19 protein-coding genes are annotated in these 19,996 nt (G+C 53.6%); 18 read left to right on the top strand and 1 reads right to left on the bottom strand.

What is annotated here, in order from left to right:
- Positions 1-22 precede the first annotated feature (22 nt).
- From ACK3CJ_RS17015 to ACK3CJ_RS16960, 12 genes are all read left to right on the top strand, one after another.
- Entirely contained in the window at positions 23-1,549 is a 1,527-nt protein-coding gene (locus ACK3CJ_RS17015; RefSeq protein WP_409523405.1) for an NAD(P)H-hydrate dehydratase, read from the top strand.
- Positions 1,536-2,018, top strand: a complete 483-nt coding sequence (tsaE, locus tag ACK3CJ_RS17010) for a tRNA (adenosine(37)-N6)-threonylcarbamoyltransferase complex ATPase subunit type 1 TsaE (RefSeq protein ID WP_409523404.1) — start codon at positions 1,536-1,538, stop codon at positions 2,016-2,018. Before ACK3CJ_RS17015 ends, tsaE begins: the two co-directional genes overlap by 14 nt.
- A 17-nt stretch (positions 2,019-2,035) precedes the next feature.
- Complete coding sequence (locus tag ACK3CJ_RS17005; protein WP_409523403.1) at positions 2,036-3,382, top strand: N-acetylmuramoyl-L-alanine amidase; 1,347 nt, start codon at positions 2,036-2,038, stop codon at positions 3,380-3,382.
- Between the two features lie 26 nt (positions 3,383-3,408).
- Positions 3,409-5,340: a DNA mismatch repair endonuclease MutL gene (gene mutL, locus ACK3CJ_RS17000; protein ID WP_409523402.1), complete on the top strand. Its 1,932-nt coding sequence runs from the start codon at positions 3,409-3,411 to the stop codon at positions 5,338-5,340.
- A 5-nt stretch (positions 5,341-5,345) separates the two neighbouring features.
- Positions 5,346-6,287, top strand: a complete 942-nt coding sequence (gene miaA / locus ACK3CJ_RS16995; protein ID WP_409523401.1) for a tRNA (adenosine(37)-N6)-dimethylallyltransferase MiaA — start codon at positions 5,346-5,348, stop codon at positions 6,285-6,287.
- Between the two features lie 129 nt (positions 6,288-6,416).
- Positions 6,417-6,656, top strand: a complete 240-nt coding sequence (hfq, locus tag ACK3CJ_RS16990) for an RNA chaperone Hfq (protein WP_151702873.1) — start codon at positions 6,417-6,419, stop codon at positions 6,654-6,656.
- Between the two features lie 8 nt (positions 6,657-6,664).
- Positions 6,665-7,966 carry a ribosome rescue GTPase HflX gene (gene hflX, locus ACK3CJ_RS16985; protein ID WP_409523400.1) on the top strand — a complete coding sequence of 434 codons (1,302 nt, stop codon included), beginning with the start codon at positions 6,665-6,667 and terminating at the stop codon, positions 7,964-7,966.
- 72 nt (positions 7,967-8,038) lie between these two features.
- Complete coding sequence (hflK, locus tag ACK3CJ_RS16980; protein WP_409523399.1) at positions 8,039-9,262, top strand: FtsH protease activity modulator HflK; 1,224 nt, start codon at positions 8,039-8,041, stop codon at positions 9,260-9,262.
- Positions 9,259-10,188, top strand: coding sequence for a protease modulator HflC (hflC, locus tag ACK3CJ_RS16975; protein WP_409523398.1), 930 nt, complete (start codon positions 9,259-9,261; stop codon positions 10,186-10,188). The genes hflK and hflC overlap by 4 nt, the downstream gene beginning before the upstream one ends.
- A gap of 168 nt (positions 10,189-10,356) precedes the next feature.
- A complete protein-coding gene (locus ACK3CJ_RS16970) occupies positions 10,357-11,529 on the top strand; it encodes an ATP phosphoribosyltransferase regulatory subunit (protein ID WP_409523397.1) in 1,173 nt (390 codons plus the stop codon).
- Positions 11,530-11,568: 39 nt separating this feature from the next.
- Positions 11,569-12,864 carry an adenylosuccinate synthase gene (locus ACK3CJ_RS16965; RefSeq protein WP_409523396.1) on the top strand — a complete coding sequence of 432 codons (1,296 nt, stop codon included), beginning with the start codon at positions 11,569-11,571 and terminating at the stop codon, positions 12,862-12,864.
- Between the two features lie 197 nt (positions 12,865-13,061).
- Positions 13,062-13,424 (top strand): hypothetical protein, encoded by a 363-nt coding sequence (locus ACK3CJ_RS16960; RefSeq protein ID WP_409523395.1) that lies wholly within the window; start codon positions 13,062-13,064, stop codon positions 13,422-13,424.
- Here ACK3CJ_RS16960 and ACK3CJ_RS16955 read toward each other — a convergent pair.
- Positions 13,408-14,220 (bottom strand): inositol monophosphatase family protein, encoded by an 813-nt coding sequence (locus ACK3CJ_RS16955; RefSeq protein WP_409523394.1) that lies wholly within the window; start codon positions 14,218-14,220, stop codon positions 13,408-13,410. The two genes, ACK3CJ_RS16960 and ACK3CJ_RS16955, sit on opposite strands and share 17 nt — an antisense overlap.
- Positions 14,221-14,408: 188 nt before the next feature.
- Here ACK3CJ_RS16955 and ACK3CJ_RS16950 point away from each other — a divergent pair, with 188 nt between their 5' ends.
- The 6 genes from ACK3CJ_RS16950 to sufC all read left to right on the top strand — a co-directional run bounded on the left by ACK3CJ_RS16950 (position 14,409) and on the right by sufC (position 19,994).
- Positions 14,409-15,167 carry an RNA methyltransferase gene (locus tag ACK3CJ_RS16950; protein ID WP_409523393.1) on the top strand — a complete coding sequence of 253 codons (759 nt, stop codon included), beginning with the start codon at positions 14,409-14,411 and terminating at the stop codon, positions 15,165-15,167.
- Positions 15,160-15,960 (top strand): serine O-acetyltransferase, encoded by an 801-nt coding sequence (gene cysE / locus ACK3CJ_RS16945; protein WP_409526608.1) that lies wholly within the window; start codon positions 15,160-15,162, stop codon positions 15,958-15,960. Before ACK3CJ_RS16950 ends, cysE begins: the two co-directional genes overlap by 8 nt.
- An 81-nt stretch (positions 15,961-16,041) precedes the next feature.
- Positions 16,042-16,539, top strand: a complete 498-nt coding sequence (iscR, locus tag ACK3CJ_RS16940; RefSeq protein WP_409523392.1) for a Fe-S cluster assembly transcriptional regulator IscR — start codon at positions 16,042-16,044, stop codon at positions 16,537-16,539.
- Between the two features lie 35 nt (positions 16,540-16,574).
- Positions 16,575-17,747 (top strand): IscS subfamily cysteine desulfurase, encoded by a 1,173-nt coding sequence (locus ACK3CJ_RS16935; protein WP_409523391.1) that lies wholly within the window; start codon positions 16,575-16,577, stop codon positions 17,745-17,747.
- Between the two features lie 14 nt (positions 17,748-17,761).
- Positions 17,762-19,198, top strand: coding sequence for a Fe-S cluster assembly protein SufB (gene sufB, locus ACK3CJ_RS16930; RefSeq protein WP_409523390.1), 1,437 nt, complete (start codon positions 17,762-17,764; stop codon positions 19,196-19,198).
- Between the two features lie 46 nt (positions 19,199-19,244).
- Positions 19,245-19,994: a Fe-S cluster assembly ATPase SufC gene (gene sufC / locus ACK3CJ_RS16925; protein WP_151702885.1), complete on the top strand. Its 750-nt coding sequence runs from the start codon at positions 19,245-19,247 to the stop codon at positions 19,992-19,994.
- Positions 19,995-19,996: the final 2 nt, after the last annotated feature.

Raw genomic sequence — 19,996 nt, 5'->3', positions numbered from 1 at the left:
AATTAAGGAGTTAGGGCTGATCATGGTTCAGAACAGAAGCAGCTTGCCTGCCACATTATACACAGCTGAGCAGTGTCGTGCGCTTGATCGTGTTGCCATCGAGCGCTTTGCTATCCCGGGTTTCAGGTTGATGCAGCGTGCAGGTCATGCCGTTTTTGCCGAGATGTTGCAGCGCTGGCCGGGTTGTCGATCTGTCACTGTCCTGTGTGGCGCAGGTAATAATGGCGGCGATGGATTGATTGTGGCTGGTCTGGCGCATCAACAGGGGCTAAGGGTACAAGTGCTGACGCTCAGTGCCGAACCCTATCCCGAACAGTTGCAGGGTGAGGCGCGACAGGCTTGGCAGTGGGCCGAAGCTGTCGGCGTAGTGACTCACCCCTGGCGCAGTGATATTGAGTTTGCCGGTGATGTCATCATCGATGCCATGCTGGGCACAGGGCTGCAGGGTGAGGTGCGCGGTCCGGTACGTGAGGTGATCTCCAGAGTTAACCAGTGCAATCGACCGGTCATAGCGGTCGATATCCCCTCTGGTCTGTGCAGTGATTCGGGGCGTGTGCTGGGAGCGGCGATAAAAGCCAGTCTGACACTGACATTTATCGGGCTGAAACAGGGCCTGCTGACACATCAGGGAGTGGACTATTGTGGCGAACTGCTGTTTGACGGATTGATGGTGCCGGACGAGCTTTATGAGGCGATACCGGTCAGCGGTTTTCGTACCGATGCAGAAGACGTTGCCGAAATGCTGCCGCCACGTCAGCGCTCTGCTCATAAGGGGCTTTATGGGCATGTCATGGTGGTTGGTGGAGAGTATGGCATGGGAGGTGCCGGATTGATGGCTGCAGAGGCAGCTGCGCGCAGTGGATCGGGCCTGACCTCTCTGGCAACGCGCCCTGAGCATATATCATCTGCGCTGGCGCGTGCGCCAGAGTTGATGGTGCGAGGTGTCAGCTCAGGTCAGGATGTCGAACCCCTGCTGGAAAAACCCGATGTGCTGGTCGTCGGTCCGGGGCTTGGGCAGGGTGCCTGGGCCGGGCAGATGATGCAGAAAGCACTGGCAAGTAAAAAGGCTCTGGTGTTGGATGCGGATGCACTGCATTTCCTGCACAATAGCACGGTGATGGCAAGCGTTCGCGATGGCTGGATTCTGACGCCCCATCCGGGTGAGGCGGCAAGATTACTCGGCACTGATACGCGTAGCGTGCAGGACGACCGATTTGCCGCTGTAAGAGAGCTGCATGAGCGTTATGGTGGCACGATTGTTCTGAAAGGCGCTGGCACCCTGACATTTGATGGTGACGTCATCCATCTGTGTAATGCCGGTAATCCGGGCATGGCATGTGGTGGCATGGGAGATGTCCTGTCGGGAGTGATCGGGGCTCTGTTGGCGCAGGGGCTCAAGCCGGTTGATGCGGCGCGCATCGGTGTGCATTCGCATGCACTGGCTGCCGATCTCTGTGCTGCCCAAAATGGTGAGCGCGGTCTTCTGGCTACAGATCTGATTGCAATGATAAGAAGGGTATTAAATGGGAAGTGTCATGAAATCGGGTGAAGGCAAATTGTTTTTACAGGATGAGCAGGCAACCCTGGAGTTTGGTGCATTGTTGGCTCAGGCCGCAGCTGCTGGGACTGTGATCTATTTTCATGGCGATCTCGGGATGGGTAAAACCACACTTTCCAGAGGTATACTGCGTGCTTTGGGGCATGTCGGTACAGTCAAAAGCCCGACCTATACCCTGGTTGAACCCTATGAATTACCGAATGGCTCGGTGTATCATTTTGATCTTTACCGTCTTAATGATGCAGAAGAACTGGAATTTCTCGGCATAAGAGATTATTTTGATGGAAAAAGTCTGTGTCTGGTTGAGTGGCCTGAACGAGGCGAAGGACTTCTGCCGGAAGCGGATCTGGACATAACGTTAAGTGAGAAGGGAAGCGGACGAGAGATACACTGGACTGCCAGTACTCAAGTCGGCCATCAACTGGCCGAAAAGCTAGACAATTCAGTCGTCGGCAAGTGAGTGAGCCTGAGTAAAAGATGCAGAAGCTGAACCTGAAATACTGGATATTGACATTAATTGCGCTGTTTGCAAGCAGTCTGGTGTCTGCATCTGCTGATGTCCAGTCAGTGCGAGCCTGGCTGGCACCTGATAATACGCGTCTGGTATTTGATCTTTCGGGCCCTGTAGAGCATCGTTTGTTTACATTGAGTGATCCCGAACGCATTGTCATCGATATTGATAATGCCTCCTTCAAAGCCTCTCTGGATAATCTGGGGCTGGAAAAAAGCCCAGTTCAGGGTATTCGATACAGTCAGACCAATGGCACGGTGCGAGTCGTTCTGGATCTCAGTGAGTCTGTGCGGCCCAAAAGTTTTGATCTGAAACCGAATGATCAGTATGGCCACAGGCTGGTGGTGGATCTTGAGCCTCGGCAGGCGGCCAATGTGCCAAGTCGTGTGGTGACTCCCAATGTTGCCCCGGATCAGGTTCGCGATATTATCATCGCAATAGATCCCGGGCATGGTGGTGAAGACCCTGGCGCTATCGGGTCCGGGAAGCTACGAGAAAAGGATGTCGTGCTGGCGATCGGGCGCGAGCTCAAAAAACTGATTGATGCAGAGCCTGGCTACCAGGCTGTGATGATCCGAGATGGCGATTATTATGTCAGCTTGCGTGATCGAACAGCCCTGGCACGCAAGTCCAATGCTGATCTGTTTGTATCTGTCCATGCGGATGGTTGGCACAGTCCAACCGCACGAGGTGCCTCTGTGTGGGTGCTGTCTGAAAGAGGTGCAAGCAGTGAAATGGGGCGGTGGCTGGCCAGTCGTGAAAACAGCGCTGACCTGATCGGTGGTGTGGGTAGTGTCAGCCTTGAGGACAAGGATGATGTGCTCGCCAGTGTATTGCTGGATATGTCCATGACGGCCAGTCGAACCGACAGCCGCCAGGTGGCTGCACAGATTCACGGTAATATCGGCCAGTTTGCTCGCATGCACAAAAAGAATGTCGAAATGGCTGGCTTCGCAGTGCTTCGATCACCGGATATTCCGTCAATTCTGGTTGAAACCGGATTTATCACGAATCCGAGTGAGGCCGCCCAGCTGAAAACTGCGGCCTATCAGAAGCGTATGGCTGTGGCGATTTTTTCAGGTATCACCGCACACTTCTGGCAGAAGCCGCCTGACAGGACCTGGATTGCTCAGCGCAAGTATGAAGGGGGTTCACAAGGTGGTCCGAGCAGAACCTACCGTGTTTCACGAGGTGATACACTGTCTTTGATTGCCGTTCAGAATGGCGTCAGCCTCAGCGCATTGCGTGAAGCGAATCAGATCTCTGGCGACCGTATCAGGGTCGGTCAGGTGTTGAGAATACCGGCGAGCTGATGTCGGCAACTGGAAATACCCGCGTCATGTCAAAAATTCAACTACTGTCGCCGCAACTGGCCAACCAGATTGCGGCTGGTGAAGTTGTCGAGCGCCCCGCATCAGTTGTCAAAGAATTGATGGAAAACAGTCTGGACGCAGGTGCTTCACGCATCGACCTGGATGTCGAGCAGGGGGGTATCAAACTGTTACGGCTTCGCGATGATGGTCGCGGTATCCCGCGTGAAGATCTTGAGCTCGCACTGAGTCGCCATGCCACCTCAAAAATTCAGGCTCTGGAAGATCTTGAAGCTGTTGCCAGCCTTGGTTTCAGAGGTGAGGCTCTGGCCAGTATCAGTTCTGTTTCACGCCTCAAACTGGTGTCCAAAACGTCAGATCAGGATTCCGGCTGGGAGGTGCGTGCCGAAGGGCGAGACATGGCCACAATAGTGACACCAGCACCGCATGGGCAGGGAACAACGGTTGAAGTGCGTGATCTTTTTTTCAACACGCCTGCCCGACGCAAATTTCTGCGCACCGAAAAAACCGAATACCGGCATCTTGAAGAGGTGGTCAGGCGCCTTGCGCTGAGTCGCTTCGATGTCGGATTTCAGCTCTCACACAATGGCAAGGCGATTTACCAGATGCGACCAGCCAGCAGTGAGCTGGAGCGGGAGAGGCGTCTTTCGTTGCTGCTGGGATCCAGTTTCATCGAGCATGCTCTGGTGCTGGATATGCAGGCAGAGGCCTCTGGCCTGCGGTTGTTCGGCTGGGTATCTCAGCCGACACATTCGCGTAGTCAACCGGATCAGCAATACTTCTTCGTCAATGGTCGTATTATTCGTGACAAAGTGGTGACTCATGCTGTCCGTCAGGCCTATCAGGATGTGCTCTATCAGGGACGACATCCGGCTTTTGTGCTCTATCTGACGCTGGATCCTGCGCTGGTGGATGTCAACGTGCATCCGACCAAGCATGAAGTACGCTTTCGCGAAAGTCGCCTGGTGCATGACTTTATTTTTCGCTCACTGCATCGTGCGATAGCTGATATGCGCCCCGGTGATGATCTCGCAGCCCATCAGCCACAAGGTGTCGAGCAGGCATCGGGTGCGCAGGCGGCAATGCCTGGAGCGCACGCTTCGTCACAGGATCACTATGAGCAGCGGAGGATGCCGCTTTATCAGAGCTCATATCAGAACTCTTATCAGAGTCCTTATCAGAAAAGCGGTGCTCCGAGCTCATCAGCAGTCCGTGATCAGATAAGTGGTTATGGTCGACTCTATCCCGAGGTGCCAGGTGGTGAAGTCTCGCCTGGAGCTGCTCAGGCGTCATCACTGATGTCATCTCAGTTGTCGCCAGCGATGACAACCATGGGCGCCAGTGACCCGGAGCAGGTGCCGCCACTGGGTTTCGCTGTAGCACAATTGCACGGCGTGTATGTGCTGGCGCAGAACGAGGTGGGTCTGGTTCTGGTCGATATGCATGCGGCACATGAGCGCATTGTCTATGAAAAGATGAAAATTTCCCTTGCCGAAGATCGCCTGCGCAGCCAGCCTCTGCTGGTGCCGCTGAGTGTTGCAGTCAGCTCACGTGAGGCGGATCTGGCAGAGCAGCAGCCTGAGCTTTTTCATCGCCTCGGGTTTGAGCTGCAGCGCATGGGTGATGAAACCCTGGTGGTACGTCAGGTACCTGTGTTTCTGAGTAAGGCAGATGTGGCTCAGCTGATTCGGGATGTACTGGCCGATATGATTGTATTTGGTGAAAGTCGTCGTATAGAGCAGCATATCGATGAGTTACTGGGAACCATGGCCTGTCATGGTGCGGTGAGAGCCAATCGGCAGCTCAGTCTGGCTGAAATGAATGCGCTGCTGCGCGATATGGAGCAGACTGAGCGCAGCGGGCAGTGTAACCACGGGCGCCCGACCTGGGTTCAGTTGGGGATGAATGAGCTGGATAAGCTCTTCATGCGGGGGCAGTAAACCGAATGGCTCAGGATAATCGCCCCCCTGCTGTTTTTCTGATGGGGCCGACTGCATCAGGCAAAACGGATCTGGCGATGCAGCTTCAGGATCGGCTGCCAGTGGAATTGATCAGCGTAGATTCTGCCATGATCTATCGTGGCATGGATATCGGCACAGCCAAGCCAGATGCTGAGACATTGAAGCGTTATCCGCACCGTCTGATCGATATCCGCGACCCTGCCGAGGCTTATTCGGCAGCTGAATTCCGCTCCGATGCATTGTCGGAAATGGCGGATATCACTGCCGCTGGGCGGATTCCACTGTTGGTGGGTGGCACCATGATGTATTTCAACGCGTTGCAGCAGGGGCTGGCATCGCTGCCCGCTGCGGATGCCGATCTGCGCCGCCAGCTTGAGCAGGAAGCAGAAGCGCTGGGATGGCCAGCGATGCATGCAAAATTGGCTGAGGTTGATCCGGTCGCGGCTGGCCGTCTGAAGCCTAATGACTCACAGAGATTGCAGCGGGCACTGGAGGTTTATCTCCTTACCGGCAAGACTTTGACCCGCCATTGGGAAGAACAGCAGCATCAGGCGCTTCCTTATCGTATACTCTCTCTGGCACTGATGCCTGATGACAGAGCCTGGTTGCATGAGCGGATAGAGCGACGCTTTGATCAGATGCTCGCGCAGGATTTTGAATCAGAAGTGAGAACTTTATGGCGGCGCGGTGATCTTACAACGCAGATGCCATCGGTTAGATGTGTTGGCTATCGACAGATGTGGGATTATTTTGAAGGAAGATCTGATTTCACTGCAATGCGGTATAAGGGTATAGTAGCAACCCGGCAACTGGCAAAACGCCAGATTACCTGGTTACGCAGCTGGGAAGATGTACACAGGATTGAGTGTAGCAGGGATAATAAATTGTCCCATGCCTTGAAGTTGATCCAAACAGTCGTTATATAGTTGAAGATTGGTGTGATCGAACACAAGCTCTCTCGTCATAGCCAATGGCTGATGCGTGCACTATTGATCAGCCAGCCCAAACCCTAACATAACCAATAATGTAATATCTTTTACGGGAAGGAGTTTGCAATGTCAAAAGGGCAATCTTTACAAGACCCTTATCTTAACGTGCTACGCAAGGAGCGTGTTCCGGTCTCTATTTTTCTGGTTAACGGTATCAAGTTGCAGGGGCAGATCGAATCATTTGATCAGTTTGTTATCCTGCTGAAAAACACCGTCAGTCAGATGGTTTACAAACATGCAATTTCAACGGTTGTTCCATCGCGCCCGGTCAAGTTACCGCAAGCTGATGAAAAGCCCGAAGAGTGAGTCGCTAATTGTTCTTTGAACGTCCCGAATCAGGAGAGCGTGCGATCCTGGTTCATATAGATATGGCATCAGAAGCCGAGAGTGAAAATCCGAGAGAGCTTGAAGAGCTGGCTCTTTCAGCGGGCGCAGACCCTGTTGTGTTTCTTAAGGGAACGCGGGCGGATCCTAGCGCCAAGTTTTTTCTTGGTAAAGGTAAGGTGGAAGAGCTGTCGGAGCTTGTTCGACTGCATGAAGCCGAGCTGGTGATATTTAACCATGCCCTCAGACCTGCGCAGGAGCGCAATCTTGAGCGTGAAGTTAAGTGTCGTGTACTGGATCGGACCGGGTTGATACTGGATATCTTTGCACAGCGCGCCAGAACGCATGAAGGTAAGCTTCAGGTCGAACTGGCGCAGCTTGAGCATATGTCGACACGTCTCGTACGAGGCTGGACTCACCTTGAGCGTCAGAAGGGTGGTATTGGTCTACGTGGACCGGGTGAAACTCAGCTGGAAACCGACCGACGATTACTGCGTGCGCGTATCAAAGCCATTCAGAAACGCCTTGAAAAAGTGCGCAAACAACGCGATCAGGGGCGGCGAGCCAGGCAGCGTGCCGAAGTGCCGACCATCTCGCTGGTTGGCTATACCAATGCCGGCAAATCCACACTGTTCAATGAGTTGACCTCATCAGATGTCTATGCAGCAGACAAATTGTTTGCGACACTGGACCCAACACTGCGTAAGTTGGAGTTGGATGATGTCGGTCCGGCTATTTTTGCTGACACCGTTGGTTTTATTCGCCATCTTCCACACAAGTTGGTCGAGGCATTCAGGGCAACGCTGCAGGAAACCTCTGACGCCTCCCTGCTGCTGCACGTGATCGACTCCTTTGATGAGGAGCGACAGGGGCATATCGAGCAGGTTAATCATGTGCTGGCAGAGATAGGTGCCGATGAGGTGCCTGCGTTGCTGGTTTATAACAAGATTGACTTGCTGCCTGATATTGGGCCCAGAATCGATCGTGATGAAGACGGTGTGCCCGTCCGAGTCTGGGTATCAGCCGTAACAGGTGCGGGTACGGATCTGTTGTTGCAAGCGGTCAGTGAGCGTCTGAGCACCGAGTTGTTTCAAGGTGAATTGACTCTGTCGCCAGCAGAAGGTCAGTTCCGCTCTCAGCTCTACACCCGCGGTGCTGTTGTGGGTGAAAAGATTGAGGAAGATGGGCAGATCAGGCTGGATGTCAGAATGCAGCGTAAGGATCTGATGCAGATCATGAGTAGGCTGCAACTGCAGGCTGAACATTATCTGCCACATGTTGTCGACCTTTAAATAGGTGGGTAGGGCAGCTCGTAGTAGAGTATTTGTAATTTTAATCAAAGTAGTGTGAATACGGAGAGAACTATGGCCTGGAACGAGCCTGGTGGAAATGGCAAGAACCATGACCCCTGGAGTGGTGGCGACAACGGCCGCGGCGGTAAAAAGGGTGGTAATGGCGGTGGCCCGGAGCAGGGACCGCCGGATCTGGATGAGGCACTGCAGAAGGTTCAGGAGCGTCTGAGCGGTCTGTTCGGTGGTAACGGCAAGAAGGGTGGCGGCTCAGGTGGCGGTTCAGGTGGCAGCCATATGGGCAGCTTCACGCTGGTCGGTATCGCAGCCGTTCTGGCGTTGCTGGTATGGGGAGCCATGGGCTTCTATACGATTGATCAGCAGGAGCGTGGTGTCGTGCTCAGGCTGGGTAAATTCCACAGCATCGTATCGCCCGGTCTGCAGTGGAATCCACCGTTGATTGATAACGTTGCCAAGATCAATATCACACGAGTTCGTATTCACGATCATCGTGCATTGATGCTGACGGAAGATGAGAATATCGTCGAAGTTGATATCAGTGTGCAGTATGTCGCTGAAGATCCTGAAAAGTTCAGACTCCGTGTCCGTAATCCTGAAGAGAGTCTTGCGCATGCTTCCGAGTCTGCGCTGCGTCAGGTGGTGGGTGCATCCGAGATGAACTCCATTCTGACTGAAGGTCGTGAAATTCTTGCGGTGGCTGTTCTCGCACGTTTGCAGAGCTACATGGACGCTTATAACACAGGCATCCGTATCTCCAACGTCAACGTCCGAAATGCGCAGGCGCCTTCACAGGTGCAGGATGCATTCGATGACGTGATCAAGGCGCGTGAGGATGAACAGCGAGTGAAGAACGAAGCGGAGGCTTATGCCAACGGTATTGTTCCAGAAGCTCGTGGTTTTGCGCAGCGTGTGCTGGAGGAAGCCAATGCTTATCGTGAGCAGGTCGTAGCCAGTGCAACGGGTGAAACCAGTCGATTCCTTGCTTTGATGAATGAGTATCAGCAGGCACCAGAGGTGACACGCGAGCGTCTGTATCTGGATACCATGGAAGGGATACTGGCAAGCAATCCCAAAGTGCTTATCGATGTTGAGGGTGGCAATAACATGATGTATCTGCCGCTGGATAAACTGATGGAGGGTCGTGGCCAGTACCGCGACAGCTCAGGTCGGCCGGCGCGAATGGATGATCAGAGTGTCAGACAGATTTCTGATCAGGTGCTTGAGCAACTGCGTCAGCGCCAGTCTACAACTGGTGGCCTGAGGGAGGGGCGCTCATGAAAACTAATTCTGTAATTGTTCTTGTCGGCGCACTGATCCTGGTGTGGCTGGCGTCTGAGACACTGTATATCGTAGATGAAACCGAGCGTGGTATTAAACTTCGCTTCGGTGAGGTGGTTCAGCCGGATATTCCACCGGGTCTGCACTTCAAGATTCCGTTTGTGAATACAGTGAAAAAGTTTGAAGCGCGTGTCATGACCATGGATTCCAGACCTCAGGCGTTCCTGACGTTGGAGGCCAAGCGTCTGATCGTTGACTCCTTCGTGAAATGGCGGATCAAAGACGTTGGTCGCTACTATGAGGCAACTTCTGGTGAAGAGATTCGGGCCTCCAATCTGTTGGCTAGCCGAATTGAAACCAGTCTGCGTAACCAGTTTGGTGAGCGTACGCTGAACCAGGTGGTGTCAGGTGAGCGCGAGGAAGTGATGATGCAGGTTAACCGAGCCCTGAGTGCGGTCTCTGAGCGTGAGCTGGGTATCGAGATACTTGATGTGCGTATCAAGCGAATCGACCTGCCATCCGAGGTGTCGGCATCCGTTTATGATCGTATGCGTTCAGAACGTCTGCGTCTGGCGCGAGAGCTGCGTGCTCGTGGTAACGAGCTGGCAGAAGGTATTCGTGCTGATGCTGACAGGCAGACCACGGTTATCCGGGCCAATGCTTATCGTGAGTCGGAGATCATGCGAGGTGAGGGCGATGCGCAGGCAGCTGCCATCTATGCCAATGCCTATACTCAGGATCCGGAGTTTTACTCCTTCCACCGTAGTCTCCAGGCATATCGTGAATCCTTCTCAGGTAATGGTGATGTCATGTTGCTTGAGCCGAACAGCGATTTCTTCCGTTACTTGCGTGACGCTACAGGCGTCGCGAATGGTTCGCAAAATGGCGGCATCTCCGGTGCCACTAATCTGTTGCCAACAAGGTAAAGCGAAAGCGAAAGCAGGTGCCAAAAGCACCTGTTTTCGTGGTATGATCAGCCAACCGGGTCGTTACCCGGTTTTTTTGTGACTTTTTAAGTACTTTTTATGTGAGAACAAGCGCCGTGATACAGCTATTTCAAGCTGTGTACGGTTCAGTCGATAGGGGAGTCTGGAATGGCATTGACTGACAGGTGGTTGCTGCCTGAAGGTATCAAAGAGCTGTTGCCGCCACAGGCGCGTCAGGTCGATCTGCTGCGTCGTAAGCTACTGGATCTGTATCACAGCTGGGGCTATGACCTGGTGATGCCGCCGCTGGTGGAGCATCTGGAGTCGTTGTTGACGGGCACCGGGCACGATCTGGACCTGAATACCTTCAAGCTCACGGATCAGGTCAGTGGACATACGCTGGGTGTGCGTGCTGATATCACGCCGCAGGTGGCGCGTATCGACGCTCATCGTATGCGTACCAAGGGGCCTAGCCGTTTGTGTTACTGCGGCACTGTTTTGCATACTCACCCCGCCAATATGCTGGCCAGTCGCAACCCGCTTCAGGCAGGTGCTGAGCTATATGGTCACTCAGGGGTTGAAAGTGATGTCGAAGTGATATCGCTGATGCTTGAGACGTTGAATACACTGGGTGTTCAGGGCGAAATCACTGTGGATCTCGGTCATGTCGGTGTTTTTACTGCGCTGGTGAAAGCGGCGGGTCTCAACGAAGATCAGAAGCAGGATTTTATCGACATTCTGCAACGCAAGGCCCTGCCTGAGCTGGATCAATACCTTGATGCGCTGGATCTCCCTGTTGCTCTGAAGCAGAAGCTGTCAGCGTTGCCTCGCTTGAATGGCACGGTCAATGCCTTGCAGCGTGCCCGTGAATTGTTTGCCGGTGCGCATCAGGAACTTGAGGCGATCGATTATCTGCAGGTTCTGGCTGAGGAGCTTGGCAAACGTTATCCTGAGGTTAAGCTTTACTTTGACCTGGGTGAGTTGCGTGGCTACCACTATCATACAGGTGTGGTTTTTGCGGCTTACACGCCCTCATTCGGGCAGGCGCTGGCCAAGGGTGGGCGCTATGATGAGATAGGGCAGGATTTTGGCCGGGCACGGCCTGCAACCGGATTCAGTACTGATCTGAATACTCTGGTGAATATCACTGGACTGAGCCCGGAGCCGGAAAAAGCAATATTTGCACCCTATGGTCGCGATGATGCGCTGCATCAGGCGATCGCCAGTCTGCGTGCTCAGGGTAAGCGTGTCGTTCAGGCACTGAATGCCGATGAGGTGGCAGGCGCTGGCGAGAAACAACTCGTACTGCGTGATGATGCATGGGCTGTAGAGTCCCTTTGAGCAGACTTTGATTAACATTAACGAGCACTTGAGATTGTAATGGGAAAAAACGTCGTTGTTCTGGGCACCCAGTGGGGTGATGAAGGAAAGGGCAAGATTGTTGATCTGCTGACTGAGCAGATTGCAGCGGTCGTGCGTTTTCAGGGCGGCCATAACGCCGGTCATACACTGGTGATCGGTGGTGAGAAGACGGTTTTGCACCTGATTCCCTCCGGTATTCTGCACCGTAATGTACTCTGCCTTATCGGTAATGGCGTGGTGGTTTCACCTGAAGCGCTGCTGAAAGAGATTGCCGGTCTGGAAGCGCGTGGCGTTCCGGTCAGTGAAAGGCTGCGTCTGAGTCCGGCCTGTCCGTTGATTCTGCCATCTCATGTGGCGCTCGATCAGGCGCGTGAGCAGCAGCGCGGTGATGCCAAGATAGGCACCACGGGTCGCGGTATAGGTCCTGCTTATGAAGATAAGGTGGCGCGCCGTGGTGTGCGTCTTGCGGATCTGGCATCACCTGAGCGTTTTGCTGTGAAGCTGAAAGAGGTGATGGCATACCATAACTTCATGCTGCAGAGCTATTACAAGGTTGACCCTGTTGATTACGATCAGGTGTTGGCCGACTGTACCGAGATGGCCAAAATCATCGTACCGATGATTGCTGATGTCACCGGTATTCTGCATGACCTGCGCAAGCAGGGTAAGAGCATCATGTTCGAGGGCGCGCAGGGTTCGCTGCTGGATATTGATCATGGTACCTACCCATTTGTCACTTCATCAAATACCACGGCAGGTGGCACCTCCACCGGTAGTGGCTTTGGCCCGCTTTACCTGGATTATATTCTGGGTATAACCAAGGCTTATACTACGCGTGTGGGTGGCGGTCCTTTCCCGACTGAGCTGCATTGTGAGGTCGGAGCGCGTCTGGCGGAGCGTGGTCATGAATTTGGTGCGACAACCGGGCGTGCGCGTCGCTGCGGTTGGTTTGATGCGGTTGCTCTCAAGCATGCGATTCAGGTTAACTCCATCTCCGGTATCTGTCTGACCAAGCTGGACGTTCTGGATGGTCTGGAGCAGATCAATATCTGCGTCGGTTATCAGGATGATCAAGGCAATACGATCAGCTACCTCAGCGGCAGTGAGGATTATGAAGCGGTAAGGCCGGTTTATGAGCAGATGCCGGGTTGGAGCGATTCGACTGTCGGCGTGAAGTCACTGGAAGAGTTGCCTGCCAATGCGCGCGCTTATATCAGCCGTCTGGAAGCGTTGATCGAAGCCCCGATCGATATTATATCCACTGGGCCTGATCGTGTTGAAACGATTGTACTGCGCGATCCCTTCGACGCCTGATTAGCCCTCTTTCTTCAATCCGACCTGCGATAGGTCGGATTGAAGTTCTCCTCGCTTCGATCCCTTCTGTTATCAAACGGTTATCCCCCTCTTGCTTGGCATGCATCCTTTAGGTTGATTTTTTCTATAAATGCTATTGATAATGCTTATCATTAAAACTAGTATAGTTGGAGAATAACACGACAGAGGGAGGGTTTATGTCGAGAAGTAATGCAGTGGATCTGGCAGATTTCATGATGCAGCATCATGAAGAGTTACTGGCGTATACGGAAGGGCGCTTCGGGTCTGCCTGTCTGGCAAAGGAGATAGTCGGAGATCTGATGTTTTATCTCTATAACTTTGCCACCCCCTGTATGGAGGAAAACCCGATGCGGCAGGTTCTGGAGATGGTCACCCGGTTGGCGTTATATAGAGAGCAGCTTGATAAGGAACGTAGTCGGGCTCGCAGGGTAGGGCGAACAGTCTGGTCACGCCCTGCCACAAACCATTTCAGGGTTTTGGGGCAGGGCGGAATGCTTCCGGGCAGTCAGATAAGCTTTGCGCTCAAGGGTGAAGTTTGACGACTGGTTGCAGAGACTTCAGCAGTGCTTTGAACATTTTCGGGCTGCCGGCAACCAGGTTGCCACTCTTCTGATGACTGCTGCCACCGTTAAAGTCACCCACAAGGCCGCCAGCTTCCTGAATCAGAAGTATGCCGGCATCCTGTTCTGCTGAGGTCAGGCCCAACTGGAAGAATCCATCGAGGCGACCAGCAGCCGTGTAAGCCAGATTCAGAACGGGTGAACCACTGATGAAAGTGTTGCCGCCAGCACTGATGATCTCACGCACCATTGCCTGGTGTTGTTCGAATTGCTCGCGGTCGCTGTTGCGGCCGAAGAAGCCGGTACCGATGAGAGTGCCCTGAACGGCTTTCTGATTGCTGACACGCAGGCGTCTGCCATTCAACTGAGCACCGCTGCCGCGACTGGCGGTGAACTCTTCGGCAGTAATCGGGTTGATCACAACGGTGTGTTCGAGCTTGCCATTAACGCGACCGGTCAGGCTGAGGGCAAACATTGGCAGGGCATTGGAAAAGTTGGTCAGGCTATCGACCGGGCTGATCTGCCACTCGCAGGTTGACGGGCCTTCACCTGTGCCTTCGTGACGACCGGTATATTCGCCATTCAGGGTATGATGTGGATACGCCTTATGAATATTGTGCACAATGGTGCGTTCAACCTGAATGCAGGTATCATTTATAAACTCAGCCACGCTGGATTGTTCTGGTTTGATCAGATCCAGGCGTTCAACGGCACGAGATAGTTGTTCACCCGCAAGGCGGGCAGCCCGCAGGGCAATATTGACCATCGGTTGCATTAGTAAGGCGTCCAAATTGTTCAAGAGCAAAGGCGCATTATACTGAAGTCGGGCCTCATGCTGAACACTTGATGGTCAATAATCCAGGCTAATTTGCTTTCAGGGCAGGGTGCACGACTTCAGTTGAGGTTAAAAGTGCCACGCTATCTGTTACTATACCCGCCTTATTTTTTTACGAAAGTCGGGCTATGCTGGAACAAACGCGAATAGTGCTGGTGAATACCACCCATCCGGGCAATATCGGTGCGGTAGCAAGGGCAATGAAAAACATGGGGTTATCTGACCTCTGTCTGGTTGCGCCAAAGCTATTTCCTCACCCGGATGCGTTTGCCCGCTCATCGGGCGCCGCAGATCTGCTGGAATCCGCCCGGGTGGTCGAAACACTGGATCAGGCGCTGGCAGATTGTCATCTGGTGGTGGGTACCAGTGCGCGTGGTCGCCATATCCCTTGGCCTTTGCTCAATCCGCGCCAGATGGCGGCAGTTGCCACTACACTGCAGCCCCAGTCTCGTCTAGCAGTGGTATTCGGTCGTGAAGATCGTGGCCTGACTAATGAAGAGCTGCAGCTGTGCCATCATCATGTTCATATCCCCACCAATGAAGCTTTCAGCTCTCTTAATGTAGCGGCGGCAGTGCAGGTCATAGCCTATGAGCTGCGTATGGCCGTGCTGGATCAGGATAAGGCCGAAGCGCCTCAATGGGGTGTCTCCTGGGATATAGATCTGGCTGAAAATCGCGAGCTGGAACTGTTGTTTGACCATCTCGAGCAAACCCTCGTGGACATCGACTTTCTTGATCCTGATAACCCGCGTCAACTGATGAATCGATTGCGGCGCATGATTCTGCGTGCCGTGCCGGACAAAGTTGAGGTCAATGTGCTGCGTGGCATTCTGACCAAAGTTGAGCGTCTGGCAGCTTCCCGAAAGCCTGGGGGTGATGATGTTTGAGCGTATGCGTGAGGATATCCAGTCAGTTTTTCATCGTGACCCTGCTGCGCGTAATACTCTGGAAGTGATCACGGCCTATCCGGGGCTCCATGCAGTCTGGTGGCATCGAATGGCGCATTGGCTGTGGCTACGCGGCTTCAAATGGCTGGCGCGTATCACCTCCAACTTTGTACGCTGGCTGACCGGTATCGAGATACATCCGGGTGCCACTATCGGCAGGCGTTTCTTTATCGATCATGGCATGGGTGTCGTGATTGGAGAGACGGCTGTGGTAGGAGACGATGTCACGCTATATCACGGCGTCACACTCGGTGGTACCAGCTGGAACAAGGGTAAGCGTCATCCGACGCTGTGCAATGGCGTGGTGTGTGGTGCCGGGGCCAAAATTCTGGGGCCTATCACGATCGGTGAAGGTGCACGCGTTGGCTCGAATGCAGTTGTGACCAAAGATGTACCGGCTGAAGCCACTGTGGTTGGTATACCGGGTCGGGTAATCAGGCGTCAGGATACAGAGGCGGATGAGAAGCGCAGGCAGATGGCAGACAAAGTAGGCTTTGATGCTTATGCAGTCACGCGCGAGGTATCTGACCCCGTGGCGCAGGCGATCAGCAGTATGCTGGATCATATGCATGCCGTAGATAGAAAGCTCGATACCATGGGGCGTGTGCTGTGCGAGATCAAACCCGGGTTCTGTGACGAGAGGCTTCCGGAATTGAAAAAGACGGATTTCGAGGTGGAGGCAGATCTGGCCACCGACGAGGCGGCATCAGTCGCGCAGAATAAAGTTGACTAAAACAGTAGGTTTAATAGTTGACTAAAACCGTTGGTTTTAGCATAATCCCATTGAATCTCATAGGGGAATGCGAGGCAGAAAATGCGATTGACTACTAAAGGCCGCTATGCGGTGACAGCCATGTTGGATCTGGCGCTGCATGAAGGAAAGGGACCCATCAGTCTGGCCGATATATCAGAACGACAGGGTATCTCTCTGTCGTATCTTGAGCAGTTGTTTGCCAAGCTCAGACGTAATGAGCTGGTTTCAAGTGTACGTGGTCCGGGCGGCGGCTATCAGCTCAAGCGCAGCCAGGATCTGATACATGTCGCCGAAGTAATCGATGCCGTGAATGAAGCCGTTGATGCAACCGGCTGTAATCACAAGGCAAATTGCCAATCCGGTGAGGTATGTCTTACTCATTATCTGTGGTGTGACCTCAGCGATCAGATCCATAACTTCCTGTCGGGCATCACGCTGGCTGATCTGGTCAAACGCAGCGATGTTCAGAGTGTCGCCGGCAGGCAGGATCGTCGCCATCTGGATCAGATGATCGCCAGCAGCAATAGAGGCGATGGCAAAATATCGCGAACGGCTTGATTTCCATCCATTAACCGGTTGAATACAAACGAGCAATGAAGCGCCCTATCTATCTGGACTATGCGGCAACAACGCCAGTTGATCCGCGCGTAGCGGAAAAAATGATGAGCTGCCTGACACTGGATGGCAATTTCGCCAACCCTGCGTCGCGCTCCCATATTTATGGCTGGAAAGCGGAAGAGGCGGTCGAGACTGCGCGACGGCAGGTGGCTGACCTGATCGGCGCCGACCCGCGCGAGATTGTCTGGACATCCGGTGCGACCGAGTCAGATAACCTGGCCATCAAGGGGGTTGCTCATCAGCATGCGCGGCGTGGCAAGCACATCATCACATCAATGATTGAGCACAAGGCGGTGATTGATACCTGCCATCAGCTCGAGCAGGAAGGTTTTGAGATCACCTGGCTTAAGCCTGATTCACAGGGGGTGATTCATCCTCAGCAGGTGGCTGATGCCTTGCGCGAAGATACGATTCTGGTGTCGCTGATGCAGGTCAATAACGAGATAGGTACGGTCACGGATATCGAGGCAATCTCTGAGCTGACGCAAAGCCAAGGTGTGCTGTTGCATGTGGATGCGGCACAGAGCGCTGGTAAGCTGCCGATTGATCTGAGTCGCATGCAGGTGGATCTGATGTCCTTCTGTGCACATAAGATTTATGGCCCGAAAGGTATAGGTGCACTTTATGTGCGTAGTAAGCCCCGGGTCAGAATTGAAGCGCAGATTCACGGCGGCGGACATGAGCGCGGAATGCGCTCGGGTACGCTGGCAACGCATCAGATTGTTGGTATGGGTGAGGCTTTTCGCCTGGCAGGCGAAGAGATGGAGCAGGAGTCAGAACGTATTCTGCAGCTGCGACGTCGTTTATGGAGCCGAATTGCCGAGCTGCCAGGTATAAGCTTGAATGGCTCAGAATCACAGCGGGTGGCAGGAAATTTGAATATTGCGGTGGCCGGAGTGGATGGTGAGCTGCTGTTGATGGCGTTGAAAGATATCGCTGTGTCGACAGGTTCTGCCTGCACCTCTGCCAGTCTGGAGCCCAGCTATGTGCTCAAGGCTGTCGGTATCCCGGATGCACTGGCTCTGGCATCGTTGCGTATCAGTATTGGCCGTTTCACGACGGAAGAAGAGATAGATTTTGCAGCTGCCCACATTACTCAGGTTGTAACGCAGCTCAATCGCGAGCCAGCGCTTGGCGGCGCACGTTAACAAAGGTAAAGATTATGTCTGAACAGGTCGAAAAATTAATTCGCAAAGCCTACTCTGCTGGCTTTCACAGCGATATCGAATCGAATACGCTGCCACCGGGGCTGAACGAAGACGTTGTGCGCTTTATCTCTGCCAAAAAGGGCGAGCCCGAGTGGATGCTGGAGTGGCGTCTGAAAGCGTTTCGTGTCTGGCAGACAATGGAAGAGCCGACCTGGGCGCATGTGCACTATCCGAAGATCGATTTTCAGGCGATCTCTTTCTATTCAGCGCCTAAAAGCTTCGAAGATCGTCCAAAAAGCCTGGATGAGGTGGATCCTGATCTGATCGAAACCTACAACAAGCTGGGTATTCCTCTGCATGAGCAGGAGATGCTGGCGGGTGTGGCGGTCGATGCTGTCTTTGACTCCGTGTCGGTGGTGACCACTTTCCGTGAAAAGCTCTTTGAAGCCGGTGTTATTTTCTGCCCGATCAGTGAGGCGGTGCACACCTACCCTGAGCTGGTGAAGAAGTATATCGGCTCAGTCGTGCCACAGCGTGACAACTACTATGCGGCACTGAATTCGGCTGTGTTCTCCGATGGCTCTTTCGTCTATATCCCGAAAGGGGTGCGTTGCCCGATGGAGCTGTCCACCTATTTCCGTATCAATGAACAGAATACCGGGCAGTTTGAGCGCACGCTGATCATTGCCGACGAAGGTTCGCATGTCAGCTATCTGGAAGGCTGTACTGCGCCTCAGCGCGATGAAAATCAGCTGCATGCGGCGATTGTTGAGCTGATCGCGCTGGACGATGCCGAGATCAAATACTCCACGGTGCAGAACTGGTATCCGGGGAATGAAGAGGGCAAGGGCGGAATCTACAATTTCGTGACCAAACGCGGTATTTGCCATAAGAATGCCAAGATCTCCTGGACCCAGGTCGAGACCGGCTCTGCCGTCACCTGGAAATACCCCAGCTGTATCCTCAAGGGTGATAACAGCATCGGTGAGTTTTATTCGGTTGCACTGACCAATAACTATCAGCAGGCGGATACCGGCACCAAGATGATTCACCTGGGCAAGAATACCCGCTCCACGATCATCTCCAAAGGGATCTCTGCCGGTAAAAGCCAGAACGCCTACCGCGGTCTGGTCAAGATGGGCCCTACTGCCGAAGGCGCGCGTAACTACACTCAGTGTGATTCGCTGCTGATCGGTGATCAATGTGGTGCGCACACCTTCCCCTATATAGAAAGCGCACACCCATCTGCGGTTGTGGAACATGAGGCCACCACCTCCAAGGTGAGTGACGACCAGATGTTCCTGTGTCAACAACGCGGGTTGGATGCAGAAAAGGCGGTGTCGATGATCGTCAATGGTTTCTGTCGTGAGGTATTCAAACAGCTGCCGATGGAGTTTGCGGTCGAGGCCGGCAAACTGCTTGAAGTGAGTCTCGAAGGCTCAGTCGGTTGATCGACAGTCATCTTTTAATGATTTTTTCAGTTTTGTGAGCGATGCAATGTTACAGATTAACGGTCTATACGCGAAAGTCGAAGAGCAGGAGATACTGCGCAACCTGAACCTGAACGTCAAACCCGGCGAAATACACGCCATCATGGGGCCGAACGGTGCAGGTAAAAGTACGCTGGGTAATATTCTGGCAGGCCGCCCCGGCTACGAAACCACGGCGGGCAGCATCAGCTTTCATGGTCAGGATCTGCTGGAGATGGACCCTGAGATCCGTGCGCGTGAAGGACTGTTTCTGGCTTTCCAGTATCCGGTTGAGATTCCCGGTGTCAGTAATATGGAGCTGCTGAAGGCGTCTGTTGATGCGCGTCGCTTACATAAGGGGCTGCCGGAGCTGTCTGCGATCGATTTCATGAAGATGGCGCGCGAAGCCTGCAAGGCGGTCAAGCTGGATCAGAGCTTCCTCAAGCGCGGTGTCAATGAAGGCTTCTCCGGTGGTGAGAAAAAGCGTAATGAGATCATGCAGATGATGCTGCTTGAACCAAGCCTGTGCATTCTTGATGAAACCGACTCAGGTCTGGATATCGATGCTTTGCAGGTGGTGGCCGGTGGCGTCAATGCGATGCGTGCAGAGGATCGCAGCTTTATTATCGTGACCCATTATCAGCGTCTGCTGGATTTTATCATCCCTGATTATGTGCATGTTCTGGCCGCGGGCCGTATCGTCAAATCCGGCGACAAGTCACTGGCTCTGGAGCTCGAAGCCAAGGGCTACAGCTGGCTGGAAGATGAGGTGGCGTGAGT

It is taken from the genome of Nitrincola salilacus (assembly GCF_046271865.1).
In the GTDB taxonomy this organism is placed as follows: domain Bacteria; phylum Pseudomonadota; class Gammaproteobacteria; order Pseudomonadales; family Balneatricaceae; genus Nitrincola; species Nitrincola salilacus.
This window is presented reverse-complemented; position numbering and strand designations above follow the sequence as displayed.